Annotated in this window: 16 protein-coding genes; 9 read left to right on the top strand and 7 right to left on the bottom strand. The window is 31.4% G+C overall.

Annotated elements, in window-relative coordinates; genetic code table 11:
- Window positions 1-4: 4 nt before the first annotated feature.
- From A5893_RS02130 to A5893_RS02120, 3 genes are all read left to right on the top strand, one after another.
- Entirely contained in the window at window positions 5-1279 is a 1275-nt protein-coding gene (locus A5893_RS02130; RefSeq protein WP_068820890.1) for a DUF2130 domain-containing protein, read from the top strand.
- Between the two features lie 90 nt (window positions 1280-1369).
- Complete coding sequence (locus tag A5893_RS02125; RefSeq protein WP_068820889.1) at window positions 1370-2254, top strand: carboxypeptidase-like regulatory domain-containing protein; 885 nt, start codon at window positions 1370-1372, stop codon at window positions 2252-2254.
- 3 nt (window positions 2255-2257) lie between these two features.
- Window positions 2258-2587, top strand: a complete 330-nt coding sequence (locus A5893_RS02120; RefSeq protein ID WP_068820888.1) for a DMT family transporter — start codon at window positions 2258-2260, stop codon at window positions 2585-2587.
- Window positions 2588-2741: 154 nt separating this feature from the next.
- Here A5893_RS02120 and A5893_RS02115 read toward each other — a convergent pair whose 3' ends face one another.
- From A5893_RS02115 to A5893_RS02100, 4 genes are read right to left on the bottom strand one after another with little or no spacing between them, the layout of a single operon-like run.
- Window positions 2742-3812: an alanine racemase gene (locus A5893_RS02115; protein WP_068820887.1), complete on the bottom strand. Its 1071-nt coding sequence runs from the start codon at window positions 3810-3812 to the stop codon at window positions 2742-2744.
- Window positions 3812-4960 (bottom strand): alanine racemase, encoded by a 1149-nt coding sequence (gene alr, locus A5893_RS02110; RefSeq protein ID WP_068820886.1) that lies wholly within the window; start codon window positions 4958-4960, stop codon window positions 3812-3814. The genes A5893_RS02115 and alr overlap by 1 nt, the downstream gene beginning before the upstream one ends.
- A gap of 18 nt (window positions 4961-4978) precedes the next feature.
- Window positions 4979-6124, bottom strand: a complete 1146-nt coding sequence (locus A5893_RS02105) for an amidohydrolase (protein ID WP_068820885.1) — start codon at window positions 6122-6124, stop codon at window positions 4979-4981.
- Complete coding sequence (locus A5893_RS02100; protein WP_068820884.1) at window positions 6121-6549, bottom strand: GNAT family N-acetyltransferase; 429 nt, start codon at window positions 6547-6549, stop codon at window positions 6121-6123. Before A5893_RS02100 ends, A5893_RS02105 begins: the two co-directional genes overlap by 4 nt.
- Window positions 6550-6842: 293 nt before the next feature.
- Between A5893_RS02100 and A5893_RS02095 the strand changes: the two genes are divergently transcribed.
- From A5893_RS02095 to rodA, 5 genes are all read left to right on the top strand, one after another.
- On the top strand, window positions 6843-8030 hold the full coding sequence (locus A5893_RS02095) for a cation:proton antiporter (protein WP_068820883.1): 1188 nt from the start codon (window positions 6843-6845) through the stop codon (window positions 8028-8030).
- Window positions 8031-8267: 237 nt separating this feature from the next.
- Entirely contained in the window at window positions 8268-9107 is an 840-nt protein-coding gene (gene mreC / locus A5893_RS02090; protein ID WP_068820882.1) for a rod shape-determining protein MreC, read from the top strand.
- Window positions 9100-9615, top strand: a complete 516-nt coding sequence (gene mreD, locus A5893_RS02085) for a rod shape-determining protein MreD (protein ID WP_068820881.1) — start codon at window positions 9100-9102, stop codon at window positions 9613-9615. Before mreC ends, mreD begins: the two co-directional genes overlap by 8 nt.
- The gene (mrdA, locus tag A5893_RS02080) at window positions 9612-11537 is read left to right on the top strand and encodes a penicillin-binding protein 2 (RefSeq protein ID WP_068820880.1); all 1926 of its coding nucleotides are present in this window, start codon (window positions 9612-9614) and stop codon (window positions 11535-11537) included. Before mreD ends, mrdA begins: the two co-directional genes overlap by 4 nt.
- A 3-nt stretch (window positions 11538-11540) precedes the next feature.
- Window positions 11541-12800 (top strand): rod shape-determining protein RodA, encoded by a 1260-nt coding sequence (rodA, locus tag A5893_RS02075; protein ID WP_068820879.1) that lies wholly within the window; start codon window positions 11541-11543, stop codon window positions 12798-12800.
- 10 nt (window positions 12801-12810) lie between these two features.
- On the opposite strand, the gene A5893_RS02070 is transcribed toward rodA, so the two are convergent.
- The 3 genes from A5893_RS02070 to A5893_RS02060 form a co-directional block, all read right to left on the bottom strand.
- Complete coding sequence (locus A5893_RS02070) at window positions 12811-15003, bottom strand: B12-binding domain-containing radical SAM protein (protein WP_068820878.1); 2193 nt, start codon at window positions 15001-15003, stop codon at window positions 12811-12813.
- A gap of 61 nt (window positions 15004-15064) precedes the next feature.
- Window positions 15065-15805, bottom strand: coding sequence for an AAA family ATPase (locus tag A5893_RS02065; RefSeq protein ID WP_082911275.1), 741 nt, complete (start codon window positions 15803-15805; stop codon window positions 15065-15067).
- A complete protein-coding gene (locus tag A5893_RS02060) occupies window positions 15805-16032 on the bottom strand; it encodes a hypothetical protein (RefSeq protein WP_068820877.1) in 228 nt (75 codons plus the stop codon). Before A5893_RS02060 ends, A5893_RS02065 begins: the two co-directional genes overlap by 1 nt.
- Window positions 16033-16114: 82 nt before the next feature.
- Here A5893_RS02060 and A5893_RS02055 point away from each other — a divergent pair, with 82 nt between their 5' ends.
- Window positions 16115-17299 (top strand): aspartate aminotransferase family protein, encoded by a 1185-nt coding sequence (locus A5893_RS02055; RefSeq protein ID WP_068820876.1) that lies wholly within the window; start codon window positions 16115-16117, stop codon window positions 17297-17299.
- Window positions 17300-17338 lie beyond the last annotated feature (39 nt).

Raw genomic sequence — 17338 nt, 5'->3', positions numbered from 1 at the left:
TCGTATGTCAACAGAAGTTAAATGTCCTAGTTGTAGCCATATTTTCCCTATAGAAGAAGTAATGGCAGAAGAATATAAAAATGAATTGCGTAAAAAGATGGTGGAGTTCCAAAAGAAAAAAGACGACGAAATCCGTAAAAAAGATGAAGACTTTTTGAAAAAGGAACAAGAATACATCAGTAAAGAAAAACAACAGAATCAGGTTTTTGAACAAAAAATAGCTGCCCAAAAATTACAATTGCAAAAAGAAATGGAAGAAAGTTTAAGGAAATCCATTTCTTCAGATTTTGAGAACCAATTACAAATTCTTCAAAACTCTAATAAAGAAAACGAGGAAAAACTAAAGCTATCACGACAAAAAGAGTTAGAATTTTTGAAAAAAGAAGCCGAGTTAAAAAATAAAGAAGCAGATTTGGAAATTTTAATGCAACGTAAATTACAAGAAGAACGCCATAATTTAGCAGATCAAATTCGCAAACAAGAAGTTGAAAAAAATCAAATAAAAGATACTGAATATCAACTCAAATTTAAAGAGTACGAAAAACAGATTGAGGATCAAAAGAAATTAGTTGATGAAATGAAGCGTAAAGCCGAGCAAGGTTCTATGCAATTGCAAGGTGAAGTACAGGAATTGATTGTAGAAGAATTACTAATTTCCAATTTCCCATTTGATATCATTTCTGAAGTAGGAAAAGGAATACGAGGAGCAGATTGCATCCAAATTATAAGAAACGGTAGCGGACAAGAATGTGGTAAGATTATTTATGAGAGTAAAAGAACTAAAGATTTTGGTGGCGATTGGGTCGAAAAATTAAAAAAAGATAAAATTGCCGTTGGTGCAGATGTTGCAGTTATTGTAACACAATGTTACCCTAAAGGAATGGATTGTTTTGGTGAGAAAGATGGTGTTTGGATTTGTTCTTTCGAGGAATTAAAAGCCGTAGCTTTTGTATTAAGGGATGGAATTACCAAACTTTATACTGCAACAAAATCTCAGGAAAATCGTGGCGATAAAATGCATATGCTTTATGATTATTTAACCAGTTCAGAGTTTTCTAGTCAGTGGAATGCCATTAGCGAAGGTTTTATGAGTATGAAAATGAGTATTCAAAGCGAACGCAACGCAATGGAAAGAATGTGGAAATCTCGGGAGAAACAATTAGAAAAAGTGCTTTTAAATGCGGTTCATATTAGTGGTTCTGTGGAGGGAATAGCAGGGAAAGATGTGGTTAAGTTGAATATGGGCGGTGGGACTGAAGAAGACTTTTTGTTGGATTGAGTTAATTTTGAATTAATGAAGGATTGAAGGATTGAAGGATTGAATAAAATAATTTTAAATTAATCAAAGAAAGAATTTTGAATTAAGAACATGAAAGTTAAGCTTTTAGCGATATTAATATTATTTCAATTTAAAGCATTTTCTCAAAAAACGTGTAAACTTATTAATGAGCAAACTAAAAATGCAATCGCGTTTGCGAGTATCTATATTGAAAATGAAAACATAAATATAAACTCTGACGAAGTTGGGGGTTTTATTTTGAATGCTCCTAAAAGCGATAATAATTTAATTGTTTTTAATGCTTTAGGATATGAAATAAAGAAAATAAAATATGGTGATATTAACGGCGAAGTTTGTTTAAAGCCCAAAAGTTTTGTTTTAGATGAAGTAAAAGTTTATAACAGAAAAAACACAAAAGAATTAAATATTGGCACTTTCAAAGGATATGATTCGTTGCATAGTAGCGGTATGAGGTCATTATTTTTGCTCGCTCGGTATTTCCCATATTCTAAAGATTATGATGACTACCAATTTTTAAAATCTATCACTATATTAACTAAAAATGAGCTAAAATCTGCAAAATTTAATTTGCGTATTTATTCTGCTAATGATGGCAAGCCATCAACTCTTTTAAATCAAAAAAACATTACAGTAGAGGTTGAAAAAGGCAAAAAATTATCTACAATTGATATTAGTGATCTAAATATAATGATGCCTAAAGAGGGTATTTTTATCGCTTATGAATGGTTAGCAATTTCTTCAAATTATTATTCCTATAAAACAACTTTTACTGATAAAAACGGAACTAAGTCAAAAAGGATTATGGAGGATTACCAACCAAAAATTGGTTTAAATTATACAAATAGTTCTGATAATTCATGGCGTCAACTTGGAGGTAAATGGGGGATTAATTCGGTGAAACCAATTAAAGATCAATATACAATACCGGCCATAAGCTTAACTTTAAATAATTAATAAATGAATTGGATATTATTAATTATTGGTGGCTTATTTGAAACAGCTTTTGCATTGTGCTTAGGAAAAGCAAAAGAAAGTTCTAGAAATGAAACCTATTTTTGGTATTCAGGATTTTTAATTTGTTTAATAATTAGCATGTTATTACTAGTAAAAGCTACCCAAACTTTACCAATTGGTACAGCTTATGCCGTTTGGACGGGGATTGGTGCAGTAGGTACTGTAATTGTTGGAATTTTTATATTTAAAGAACCAGCTACTTTTTGGCGATTGTTCTTTTTATTTACCCTAGTGAGCTCTATTGTTGGATTAAAATATGTTTCTGAAAGCTAATTATTATGATGCTATAAGTTGCGTTAACGATTGAAGCGACATCCTTTTTTTGCCCTCACCATATTGCAATTGCAAAAAAAGATATAGCATAAAGCGTGTTAAAACGCCCATATTATTCTTTTATAGATACGAAATTGAGCTGGCAATTTGAATTTTACACCACCACTTTATCAATATAATTTGAATTCATAATCCCTAAAACTCCCATATATTTCAATTTAAAACTGATTAAATCGCTTACTTTATAACCTGCTTCATTTTGGTTAACATCCAAAACCAACATATCAGAACTGGCCTCAATAATATTGATATTTTCATCATCAGGAATTAAATATTGAGGATTACAATCCAGCAAACCAATATCTAAAATTGCTCTGTAAGAGAGTTTTCCGTAATCTTCTTTGGGATATTCTGGTGTTTCACCCACAACATTAAAACCTTGCTCTCCAATTGGCACTTTTGGTTTCTCATAAAGTTCGATAATCTCGGCGTAAAGCCTAAAAACATCATTATTCATCCCAACAATGGTAAGGTTGGTAAATAAATCGAGACCAAAAAACAACACCTCTCCTACTCTAAAATGATTAATTTGTTTAGGCAGTTGCTCTTTAATCAATAAAGGAACGGTGACACTTGTGCCGCCAGAAATCCAAGGAATTTTAATATCAAATTTGGCTTCAATCAATTGTTTATAAAGGCTCAACTGAATTAATTTATCATGCGAAGGCATTATCCCGTTTAAACAATTAAGGTTTGTACCTAAACCAACGATATTGATATTTGGCGTATGGATAACCTGATCGTAAAAATCTAGTAGTTTTTCTCCTACAACACCTTCACGCAAATCGCCCATTTCTACCATGATGATGATTTTATGGATTTTATTTTGCTTTACGGCTTCCTCACTCAATAATTTAATGGTGGTATAAGAAGTGTTAAAACTTACATCTGCATATTTAATAATACTGGGAATATTTCTTTTTGCGGGAGGTTTTATATAAACTGTTTGTGCATTTGGAGCAACGTTTTTAATCATTTTTAAATTGGTAATCCTGGTATCATGAAACTCGGTTACGCCCAATTTTACCAATTCTTGCAGATATAATTTATTGCCACACAATAATTTAGATACAACGCCCCATTCAATACCGTTTTCTAAAAACCAATTTTCTAACATCGCATAATTATGCGATAGTTTGTCTTTGTATAATTTTAAAAATGCCATTAATCTATTATTGTTCTAGGGATATCATAAGGTAAACGAGTTAGCAATTCATAATTGAGTTGGTCGCTCATTTCGCCAAAAGACGCAACTGAAATCGTTTTTTTATCTTGATTACCAATCAAAACCACCTCATCAGTTTTTTTAACATTTGGAATGTGAGAAACATCTACACAAAGTGCATTCATGTTTACTATACCGCAAATTGGCGCTTCTTCACCATGAATTAAAACCTTCCCACTATTACTTAAACTTCGGCTATAGCCATACGCATAACCAACCGGAATTACGGCTAAAGTCATATCGGCGTAAGCTTGAAAACTTGTGTTATAACCTACATAATCGCCTTTTTTAATAGGTTTTAAGGTCATCACTTTACTTTTCCAACTCAATAAACGTTTTAAAGTTTGGTCGTTTTCCCTGCTATTTCCATTAAACCTGATTAAAGTTTCTTCATTTGGCCAAAAACCATATTGCATAATGCCAATACGCACCAAATTGCCAATCGTTTCTGGATAATTCATCATGGCTGCAGAGCAAGCGCTATGTATATATTTGGGCTTTAAGCCCGATTGATGAAGCATATCTTGCGCTTTAGCAAACAGATTTATTTGTTCCCTCACCCTAAAATCATTCACTAAACTTTCTGCACCTGCGTAGTGAGTGGTAAAACCGATTAGTTCATTAAAATCGATATTTTCTTTAATAATAGAGAATACATGAGGTAAATCTTGAATCAAAAATCCAGTTCTGTTCATACCGGTTTCCACCTCAATGTGAATATTTACCTTCTTATTAATTTGATGAGCCATTTTTATAGCCAATTCCAATTTCTCAAAATCAAAAACAAAGATTTCTACCTCATTATTGATGGCCCATTCCATGGAAGGTTCATCGGTCATCCCCATAATAATCACATCTGCTTTAGGCAATGCACTTTTTATTTCGTAGGCTTCCGCCGATGAATAGACTGCGAAATAATCCACACCTTGATCATAAGCCATCCTAACAAATGGAACCAAACCATGTCCGTAAGCATTTCCTTTAACCACGCTGCAAAACCGCACTCCATCATTACATTGTTTTCTAATGAAATCAAGGTTGTTTTGATAGGCAGATTTACTGATAGTTAATGATGATGTTTCAAACATTTAATTGTTTTTTTGCAGTTAGCTTATGTTTAATCTCTCCTTAATTATACTTTTAAAAATATTAATTCCAGTTTCTAAAATTTCATCCGGAAAATCATAATCAGGATTATGCAAGGCAGGTTGGTCTTTTCCAGATCCTAAACCAAACAAACAACCTTTATATTTTTTTGTAAAAAAACCAAAATCCTCACCCCATTTAAAAGGAAAATCATTTTCTATAATAGTTAGATTTTGAGTTTTTGCAGCTTTTCTAACTACGTCTACGCTATCTTTATCATTCATATTTGCATAAAAATGTTCTAAAAAATGGTATTTGGCTTTAAGCCGATAATTTGCAGCAACTTCATTTAGTATTTTGATTATTTCGGATTCCAGATTTTCTAGATTTTCATCACTCCAACTCCTAATGGTGTAATGGATTTCTGCATCGCAAGCAGAAACGCCATAAGCCAAGCTTCCAATATTAACATGTATTAAAGTTGCTAATTTAAAATCCTGATGATGAGGTTGGTTAAAGTTTAATGCTTCCACTATTTGCAAAATATCGGCGACAGCCAAAGCTGGATTAATACCGTTTTCTGGCTCAGCGGCATGAGAAGTTTTTCCTTCTAATCTTATCGCCATACTTTTAACGGCAGCTGTAAAGGCATTTTCTTTGACAATTATTGCATGTTTTTCAAATCCAGGGAGATTATGTAATGCAAAAACCTCGTCAAAATGGAGCCTTGAAAATTTTTCATCCTCAATTATACTCCTAGCCCCTTTTCCATTTTCTTCTGAAGGTTGAAAAAGAAGACTTACTTTTCCTTTTAAAATTGGATGTTTTGATAAATATTGAGCTAGCCCAAATAAAATAGTCATGTGTCCATCATGCCCACATTGATGTCCTTTGTTACTGTAAATTGATTTATACAGTAAATTTGAGCATTCTTGAATAGGCAGTCCATCTAATTCGGCTCTAAACAAAAGTGAATCTCCAGTAATGTTGCTATCAAAAACTACCAAAAAACCGTATCCTCCTATGTTTTTAATAATCTTAGAAGTATTTAAATGAATGCATTTTTCTAAAATAAAGGCAGCAGTTTCTTTCTCACAACCAGATAATTCTGGATGTTGATGAAGGTATTGCCTTATAAACTTTAAATTTTCTACTACAGAATTCATCTTTGCAAACGCATTTCTAGGTATTTGTTGGTAAAACCTAAACGCTCGTATAGTTTTTTCGCAGGATTATCCGGCTCTACATGTAAAGAAATGCTCCCATTGGCATTATCTATGGCTTTTTTCATCAGCTTGCCACCCATTCCTTTTCCTCTTTGGTTTTCATGAACCGCAATGTAAACTAAGATATTCTCCGGAATATAACCGTCCATTCCTGTTTCGTTTACTACAACTGCTCCAATAATTTGGCTGTTCTCAATTCCAAGAGTTATATTTCCGCATTTCTTAAATACGTAGTCCAAACATTTTAAAATATCTTCCTTTTTATCACCAAATCGCCCTAAATGAATTTCTAAAAATGATGCAATTGCATCATTTGTAAATTCTTTATCCTCTCCAGTTTCTTTATTTATAATCTTAAACTCCATTTTTATTTTTTTATATCAGATATCAATCCTCATATTATTTCAATTTAAAAATCAACTAAAAGGAATCTTTGTGACTCGACAGCTAAACATAATTTTATCATAAAAACTTGATTAACAATTAGAAGCGATTATTGCTGATAGATTGACCGAATGGCTACAAATTTAAGAAAATTATATTAAGGCACTTTTCAAAATCATAAGTAATTGATTAATAATAGATTAATTCCATAATATTTATAAGTTTTATAATCCTAAAATTCATTTATCTTAGCGATTGCAGTAGAAACAATTTTATGACTACATATACCATTTTAATACTTCTTTGCGGACTGGTAATTTTCTCTTACCTGTTTGATATGATTTCTAAGAAAACTAAAATTCCTTCTGTTTTACTATTGCTTTTTTTAGGGATCGGTCTTAAACAAGTTGTTACTTATTTTAACATAGAAACATTTGATTTTTTAAAAATATTACCAACATTAGGTACAGTAGGATTGATATTAATTGTTTTTGAAGGTGCACTAGATTTAAAATACGATAGCGATAAAAACAAATTAATCAAAAAAGCATTTTTTGCTGCTCTTGTTATCTTACTAGTGACCGTAGCCGCTATTACTTTTATCCTTCATGAGCTTACCTCTTATTCCTATTATCTTTGTTTTATTAACGCAATACCTTTCAGTATAATTAGTTCTGCTATTGCTATTCCTTCGGTAAGTGGCATTAATAAATTGCAACGAGAATTTGTGATTTACGAGTCTTCTTTTTCGGATATTGCTGGTATAATACTTTTCAACTTTGCAATCAGTAATGATTCTTATAATGTAGCTGCTTTTACCAATTTAGGTATAGAGTTAATATTGATCATTCTTTTTGCAACCATTTCTTGCTTATTGTTACTTTATTTAATTGGTAGAATAAGCCATCACATCAAATTTTTCTTGATTATATCTATTTTAGTTTTGGTTTATGCCATTGGGCAAAGTTTCCATTTGTCTGCATTAATCATTGTTTTAGCGTTTGGACTATTTTTAAATAATGCAGATGAAATTGGAATACCGTTTTTTAGAAAATATTTTATTTATCCAAATCTTTCTAAAGATTTGGTTCAGTTGCATCAACTATCTGCGGAAAGTGCATTTATTATACGTACGTTTTTCTTTGTAATATTTGGCTTTACAATAATAATAGACCAGTTTAAAGATTTTACTTTGGTACAATATGGCCTCCTCATATTAGTAGCTATGTATTTAATACGTTTACTTTATTTAAAATTTATTGCAAAAACACCTTTAACTCCTTCTGTTTTTATTACTCCAAGAGGATTAATCAGCATTTTATTATTTTATAATTTACCTAAAGAGATGAGAATAAATGGTGTTGAAACAGGTTTGTTATTTTTAATTATCCTGTCTACAAGTATCATTATGAGTTTAGGTTTGCTAGGTGCTAAAAAAGAAGAAGTTATTGAAAGAAAATAATTTTTTTCAGATTATCGATTTTATTTAACGAATGCTAAATTTACTTTGTTAGCTATTTTCTATATCTTTGAAGTCATTAAAAATTGCTTTTATTTTCAATAAAATAAGCATTGCACACTAAATGAAGTTCACTTTTCTACTTTCTAAAAATCAAATCTTAGTTGTAAAAAATCAATTTTTTTTTAGAAATGATAGTACTTTTAATGTTATTAAATCCTCAAATTTTTCATATAAGGGATGATAAATCTTTGGAGGTTCATAAGCAGGTTTAATGCATTCTTTTTTTTAATTATCTATCTGGTGATTTCCATTACCTTATTAATAAAAAATAATGATTTTCAAAAGGCGAGTGTTTATAATAGCTCTAATGAAATAATTGGAGGTATTTATCAGAAAGTAAATATCGTAAATAAGTATCTAAACCTTAATTTAGTTAATGATAGCTTGGCGAAAGAAAATATTTCTCTGCACAATCAGCTTAAATCTTCTTTTTTAAACGATAGCATTGTTACTAAAATAGTAACTGATACAATTAATAAAGTAAAATACGAATATATTTTATCTGAAGTAGTTAATAAAAGCATCACCTCAAGAAACAATTATTTAACGATCAATAGAGGAAGCAAGGCTGGTATTAAAAAAGGAATGGGCGTAATTGGTCCAAACGGGATAGTGGGTATTGTTTGGAATGTTACAAAAAATTTTTCCTCTATTCAATCCATACTTCATGAAGACACCCGTATTACATCATCTATTGAAGGTTCTCCTTATTTTGGACCTTTAATTTGGGAGGGTAAAGACCCAAATTATGTTACTTTAACAGATATTCCCAATCAACTTAATTTAAAGCCAAAAGCTAGGGTAGTAACATCTGGATTAGGAGTTATTTTCCCTAAAGGTGTTTTAATAGGAATAGTAGATAAAGCCGGTGTAAAGGGTGGAGGAAGTTTTTTAGATATTTCAGTTAAACTTTCTACTAATTTTTACGCCATTGAATATGTTTATGTAATTAAAAATAATTATCAAACAGAACAAGAAACCTTAGAAGATGCAAATAAGGAGAGTGTAAATGATTAAGATATTAACTAATGCTCTTCGTTTTATATTACTTGTAGCACTACAAGTATTTCTATTAAAAAACATGGTAATTTATGGTCTTAACGTACCATATCTTTATATTTTATTCGTTCTTTTATTACCTTTTGAAACACCAAATTGGTTACTCTTTACACTTGCCTTCCTAATAGGAATTTCTGTTGATTTATTTAGTGATACCTTAGGTTTACATGCAACTGCCTGTGTTATTTTAGCTTTTTTTAGGACAGTAATTATTAGAGTAACGGTACAAGAAGATAACTATGATAGTGACCCAGAACCAACTTTAGCAATTATGGGTTTTAGATGGTTTTTCTTTTATGCCCTTATTCTCACGTTAATACATCATTTCTTTCTTTTAACTTTTGAGGTTTTTAAATTTTCAGAAATAATTAATACACTAAGTAGGGTATTTATCAGTTCATTATTTACATTGATCTTAATTTTTATTGCCGAATTAATATTCTTTAGAAAAAAGGAGCGTAAATGAACAGTTTTTTTAAGCGCAGGTATATCATCCAAGGAATATTCATTTTTGTTGCCCTTGTATTATTGGGCAGGCTATATTATATCCAAGTTGTAGACGATCGTTATAAGCTTTCCGCTGATAATAATGTATTACGTAAACTAATTATTTATCCTGCCAGAGGTGTTATTTTAGATAGACATGGGAAGGTATTGGTACAAAATGAACCCGTTTACGATCTAATGGTTATCCCCGGCCAGGTAGAAGAAATGGATACTTTAGAGTTTTGTAATTTGATAAAAATTTCTAAGCAAGATTTTGATAAAGCTTTTAAAAAAGCAAAAAACTATTCTCCATATAAAGCCTCCATTTTTCAAAAACAGCTATCGGCTTTAACTTATGCTGCCTTTCAAGAAAAATTATTTGAATATCATGGCTTTTACGTTCAAAACAGATCGGTTAGGTTTTATCCAGATTCTACTGCAGCACAATTTTTAGGATATATTGGTGAGGTAAATGAAAAAGAAATTGAAAAATACGATGATTTTTATGGTCAGGGAGATTATATAGGTAAAACAGGTATAGAAAAATCTTATGAAGATTTATTGCGAGGACAACGAGGTGTTAAAAACATTATGGTTGATGTACACAACCGCGAACAAGGAAGTTTTTTTGAGGGAAAATATGATTCTACCGCAGTTGCTGGAGATAATCTAATATCATCATTAGATAAAGAGCTGCAATTGTTCGGCGAAAGCCTAATGATAAATAAAATTGGAAGTGTAGTGGCTATAGAACCTTCTACGGGAGAAATTTTAGCGTCTATTAGCAGTCCAAGTTATGATCCCAACATGATGGTTGGCCGCCAAAGGGGAAATAATTACATGAAATTATTGAATAATCCTTTTAAACCCATGTTTATCAGGCCAATACAAGCAGAATATCCTCCCGGATCTATATTTAAAGTAATCAATGCTTTGGTAGCACAAGAATTGGGAATCATAAATCCGAAAACTTATTTTAATTGCCCAGGTGGCTATAGATATGGCAGAAATGGATGGATGGGTTGTACTCACGTCCATGGAACCATAAATTTAGAGCAATCCATAGAAGAATCTTGCAATACTTATTATGGGAATACTTACAACAGAATGATTGATCATACTGGTTTGAGACCTATTAATGCTTATACAAGGTGGAGAAATATGGTGAAAAAATTTGGAATTGGAGATGTTTTGGATATTGATTTACCAGCAGAAAGACCAGGTTTAATACCAACTGCAGATTATTATACCAAAAGATTTAGAAACGACAAATGGACTTCTAGCTATAATATGTCCTTATCAATAGGACAAGGAGAATTAGGAATTACCCCTTTACAAATGGCAAATGTGATGGCAATATTAGCAAATCGTGGGTTTTATTATAAGCCACATTTGATTAAAGCTATGGGTGATAAAAAAATAATTAAAGAAGAATATACTAAAAAGAATGATGCTGGCATCCAAGGGAAATATTTTGATGCAGTTATAGAAGGAATGAGTAGAGTGGTAAATGCACCAAATGGAACCGCATATAACGCTAAAATTAACGATATCGAAATTTGTGGAAAAACAGGAACCGTACAAAATCCTCATGGAGAAAATCACTCTGTTTTTGTAGCTTTTGCCCCAAGAATTAACCCTAAAATTGCTATAGCAGTAGTAGTAGAAAATGCAGGATATGGTGCAACCTGGAGTGCACCAATTGCCAGTTTAATGATCGAAAAATATTTGAAAGACACTATTAGCAGACCAAAATATTATACTGATAGATTATTAAACGCTAACCTTTTACCTGGACAAAAGAAATTATATTTTAAACCATCCAATAAAAAAGATAGTACTGCTGCAAGCGAGGTGAAAAGAGTTAATGCCGTACCCCTTATTAAACCAAAAATTAACTAAAGAATGAACAACCAAAACAGAAGTTTTTTCTTTAATGTAGATTATATAACCATTTTCTTATACCTATGTTTAGTAGCTATTGGTTGGTTTAATATCCATGCTGCAGTATATAATGAGGATGAAGCACTTATTAATATTTCTAGTAATTCTGGCAAGCAACTCATTTACATTATAGTTGCAATAATTGTCGCCATTATTGTTTTATTGTTAGATGCTAAATTCTTTTTAACATTAGCCCCAATATTTTATGGTATAACCATTTTATTATTGATAATAGTATTGGTTGTGGGAAGAAACGTTGGAGGAAATCAAGCTTGGATCCCGATAGGTAATTTTAGATTACAACCTTCAGAATTTGCAAAATGGGCAACAAGTTTACTATTGGCCAGACATTTAGGGGTAATGAATACAAAATTATCTGACACAAAAACATTATTACCCACATTAGGAATTTTGGGTCTTCCTGTTTTGCTTATTGTTTTGCAGCCAGATGCAGGCTCTGCATTGGTCTTTATATCTCTCATTTTAGTTCTCTATCGTGAAGGTTTATCTCCATATTTTTTAATTGGAGGTGCTTTAATGGTTTTATTATTTGTACTTACATTGCTGTATCCAAAGCTTTACATCATTATTGGTTTAGTTTTAATAGTTGCATTTCTAATTTATCAATTCAGAAAGCATAGAAATTTAATTACTGTTTTTGTCTCCGGTCTTATACTCTCGGTCCTCTTTATTTTTAGTGTTGATTTTGTATACACAAGCATTTTAAAACCCCATCAAAAAGTTAGAATAGATTTAATTTTAGGAAAGGTAAATGATCTTAGAGGAGTTGGTTATAACGTAAATCAATCTAAAATTGCAATCGGATCTGGTGGTTTAATTGGTAAAGGATATTTACAGGGAACACAAACAAAATTTAATTTTGTACCAGAACAAAGCACTGATTTTATTTTTTGTACCGTTGGTGAGGAATGGGGTTTTATTGGAAGTTTTGTGGTAATTGGTCTTTATGTATTCCTTTTATTACGAATTATCCATCTCGCCGAAAGGCAAAGATCATCTTTAGGGAGAGTTTATGGTTATGCCGTTGCTTGTATAATTTTTTGCCATTTTTTTGTTAATATAGCTATGACAATTGGGATAATGCCGGTTATCGGGATTCCTCTTCCATTTTTAAGCTATGGCGGATCATCGCTTTTAAGCTTCACGATTTTACTTTTTACGCTTTTAAAATTTGATTCGAATAGAATGGGAATTTCTTAAATTTTTTTAATTACAAAACCAGCAATCCATTTTCTTTTAAAGTTTTCATAGGTTTAGAATACCAAAAAAGCTCGAAATTTTCATTTGTTGTTTCGTAATCGGCTTTAAGCTGATTAAATAATAGCGTTTCTTTTTGATGGATATTAATTTTATCCAACGTTTTTAATAACCAATTTCCATTATCCTTATCTAAAGAAATTTCGAAACTATTTTTTCTATCCTGAAAAACCAATTGCATCATTTCCCAGGAGTTTCCTTTTTTAGATTTTGTAAACACATTTGACGTTGGTTTATTGCCTAACCAAATTATTCTTGTAGTTCCTTTCTCGGAAAAAGTAACATCAAATTCTAAAGCTTTTTTTATAAAGTCTGGCTTAACAGTAGTTTTAGGGATTTTGAAATCGAACCATTCTTGTAACGGGAAATCAAAACATATCCCATGCATATAATTAAACAATGATTTTTTTAAACCGAAACTAAATTTATCATGATCTATACCCGTTTTATCTTTAAACTGAATATCATTATGGGCAAAAGAAATAGATTTTTGTTCAGGTATAATTCCATATTCCGCTGGACTTAAGCCAACTGGACTATGAGCCGTTAATGCAAATTGATGCCAAAATCCGGATTGCAATATCCCCAACTCAAACATTTGGCGCACCATTTCTAGGCTATCAACAGTTTCTTGAATGGTTTGGGTAGGATAACCATACATCAAATAAGCATGTACCATAATCCCAGTTTCAGTAAAGTGGTTGGTCACTTTTGCGACCTGCTCTACGGTTACTCCTTTTTGTATCAATGCTAATAATCTATCAGATGCAACTTCTAAGCCTCCAGAAACTGCAATACAACCAGAATTTTTTAATAAAATGCAAAGATCTTTTGTGAAACTTTTTTCAAAGCGAATGTTTGTCCACCATGTAACTTTTACTTTTCTTTTGATGATTTCTATGGCTAAAGCTTTCATTAAAGCAGGTGGAGCTGCTTCATCTACAAAATGAAATCCGTTTTCATGAGTTTGAGCAATTATTTCTTCCATCCTATCTACCAGCAAACTCGCTGCAACAGGCTCATACAATTTTATGTAATCTAAAGAAACATCGCAAAAGGTACATTTCCCCCAATAGCAACCATGCGCCATGGTAAGTTTATTCCAACGTCCGTCGCTCCATAAACTATGCATTGGATTTGCAATTTCAATGACTGAAATGTAATTGGCTAGTTGTAAATCAGAATAATCTGGCGTTCCTAAATCCTTTTGTTGATAGTCTTTTCTTAACGATAGGTTATTGTAAAAAACGTTTCCCTTATCTAACAAAAAAGTTCTTTTATATAGTTTATATTCTTCGTTTGATGTTGTAATATTTGTATACAACAACTCAATTGGCAGTTCTCCATCATCCAAAGTGATATAATCAAAAAACTCGAAAACTCTTTTATCTTTCAAACTCCTTAATTCGGTATTTGGAAAACCACCGCCCATTGCAGTTTTTATACCCGGAAATTTATTTTTGATGAGTTGAGCGCACCTAAAAGAGCTATATAAATTGCCAGGAAACGGGACGGAAAAACAAATCAACTTTGGATTTACTTTTTGTATTGTTTGATCCAAAAGTTCTAAAGTAATTTTATCGATATAGCTTAAATCATCAGAAAGCGCATAATATAACTCATCAAATGCATTGGCGCTTCTGCCTAAACGTTCAGCATATCGGCTAAAGCCAAAATTTGAGTCTACACATTCTATGATAAAATCAGAAATATCTTCTAAAAATAAAGTAGCTAAATATTTCGCTTTATCCTGAATTCCCATATTACCAAAAGCCCATTCTAGATCATCCAAAGATTGGAAACGAGAAGCTTGAGGTAAAAAATCATCTATGCAAATTTGTCTTGCAAACGTTTGGTTTTTTCCCTGTAAAAATGAAATAACTTGATCAATATTTTGGAGATAATCTTCTTTTAAAGCATAGATACGCTTGGCATTATCAGTTATGATTTGATTTTTATTCGCAGCAAAATCAAACACATTAACCAATCCTTGCTTAGAAAAAATTTCTAATATCACTTCCATTCCTAAATCCATCTGAAAAGAACTGATGTTTTTTGTATTTAAAAAACCTTTTAAATAAGCCGTTGCAGGATAAGGCGTATTTAATTGCGTAAAAGGCGGAGTGATTAAAAGTATATCTTTCAAGTGGGAACAAATTTATTGAAAAATAAGAAGGAATTATTTAAAAGGTATTAGGAAAAATGAATTAGAGTTTCTTAACTAAATATTTGTCTATCCAAATCGGAATTATATCATCTATGAAATTGATGCTAGTATTAATTTTTGAACCAATATATTTATGTTCTAATTTAGAATTATCCCATAAGTAAGCTTCATCAGCAATCATAATCATTTCATAAAGTAAATCCATTGTTCTAAAATATCTATCCGATATTTTTGTCCTAGAAACAGGATGTCCTCCTTTTTTCACACGGTCATCAATTCTTTCTTGATTAATTATAGGAGAGTTAGTACCAATAAAATATATATAAATTTTATAGCCATTATCCTTTGCCATCCTTATCAAATTTAATTTAGAAGGATGTGAAAAAACAGTTTCAAAAGAAAAAGATATTTTTTGATTGATTAAACTTATCCTTAGAAAATCAGAGATTATTGCGAAATGATAAGAATTATAAATGATAGGGTTCTGATTATCAATTTTGACAATCACGTTTTTATTAACTTTTAAGTTCCATGAAGACAGATCAAATCCAGCTTTTTCGTAAATCCCGTGATTAATAACAAAAGAAACAAAATCCTCATTTGAAACTATTAGGTTATAATCGGATAAATCAATAAAATTATTTTTTTTGAATTGAGATTCTAATAAGTCTGCATTTATGAAAATTTGTGTGGAGAAATAAACATCTTTTATAGCATCAAACAAAGTTGATTTTCCAGAACCATTTGGACCTGCGAAAATCCTAAGTTTTGGTTTTGCCACTATAATTGAAAAGTTAACTTTTTTAACTTTTTATCAGGAAAATCCCCAGAGGCTACTTTTTTTTCAGTTCCATCAGCGAAAATTCTATAAACACCATCAGGCTTAACTATTGATCTTCCTAAATTCATGGCGTCTAAGACTCTCAAAACCTTTTCAGAATTTTCCGATACGGCCTTAAGAATTTCCTCAAAAGGAACGTTATCCTCATCTACTAGTTTTGCTGCCATAATTAAAATTACATTTTATTTCTTACGCAACAAAAATAAAACTCTATAATCCCTTATTCTAAATTAAATTATCTTTGTCATAATGTTAAGTCACAAACAATTATTCCTTTTAAATACTGCTCAAACTTCAGATTTTCCACGACTTTTAGAAATTGAAAAAGCTGAAGGTTGTTATTTATATGATCCATCAGGAAAAAAATATTTGGATTTAGTTTCTGGTTTTGCAGTTAGTAATTTGGGTCATAGAAATCCAAATGTGGTTAAAGCTATAAAAGATCAAGTTGATAAATATTTGCATGTGACTGTTTATGGAGAGTATGTACAAGCTCCGCAAGTTTTATTTGCGCAAAAGCTAGCCTCGGTTTTACCCCAAAATTTATCGTCAGTTTATTTTACAAATTCTGGCGCAGAAGCCACAGAAGGAGCATTAAAATTAGCTAAGAAATATACCAATCGTTCTCATATAGTTGCTTTCCACCACTCCTACCATGGCAGTACGCATGGCGCTTTAAGCGTTATGGGAAACGAAGAATATAAACAAGGTTATCGTCCGTTGCTGCCAGATATTAGTTTTACTGATATCAATACTTATGCAGATTTAGAAATTATAACTAATCAAACTGCTGCGGTAATTTTAGAAACCATACAAGGTGAAGCCGGCATAAGAGTTCCTGATAAAGAATATCTACAAGCACTCCGAAAAAAATGTAATGAAACCGGAACACTTCTAATTTTTGATGAGATTCAAACTGGCTTTGGAAGAACCGGAAAAATGTTTGCTTTTGAAAATTTTGGCGTTATTCCTGATATTTTATTATTAGCCAAAGGAATGGGCGGTGGAATGCCAATTGGTGCTTTTATCTCCTCAAAAAAAATAATGGATGTTTTAAAAGACAATCCAATTTTAGGTCATATTACTACTTTTGGCGGACATCCGGTAAGTTGTGCTGCTGGTTTAGCCACTTTAAATACGATAATTAGAGAAAATTTATTTGCAGATGTCCCTGAAAAAGAAAAACTCTTTAGGTCTCTATTAATTCATCCAAAAATAAAAGAAGTAAGAGGAATGGGTTTAATGCTTTGCATTCAGTTAGATTCTTTTAAACAGGTAGAGGCAATCAGTAAAAAATGTGTAGAAAATGGTGTGATCATAGATTGGTTTTTACATTGTGATACCGCGATGCGTATTGCACCTCCGCTCATCATCACAAATGAAGAAATAGAATTTTCTTGTAAAGTTATTTTAGATGCCATTTCTGGTGTTTAAAGCACTTTATTTAAATGGATTTTAATTTCCAAATGATTT

The sequence above is a fragment of the Pedobacter psychrophilus genome (genome assembly GCF_001652725.1).
In the GTDB taxonomy this organism is placed as follows: domain Bacteria; phylum Bacteroidota; class Bacteroidia; order Sphingobacteriales; family Sphingobacteriaceae; genus Pseudopedobacter; species Pseudopedobacter psychrophilus.
The sequence above is the reverse complement of the archived record's forward strand: the minus strand, read 5'-3'. Positions and strand labels throughout refer to the sequence as shown.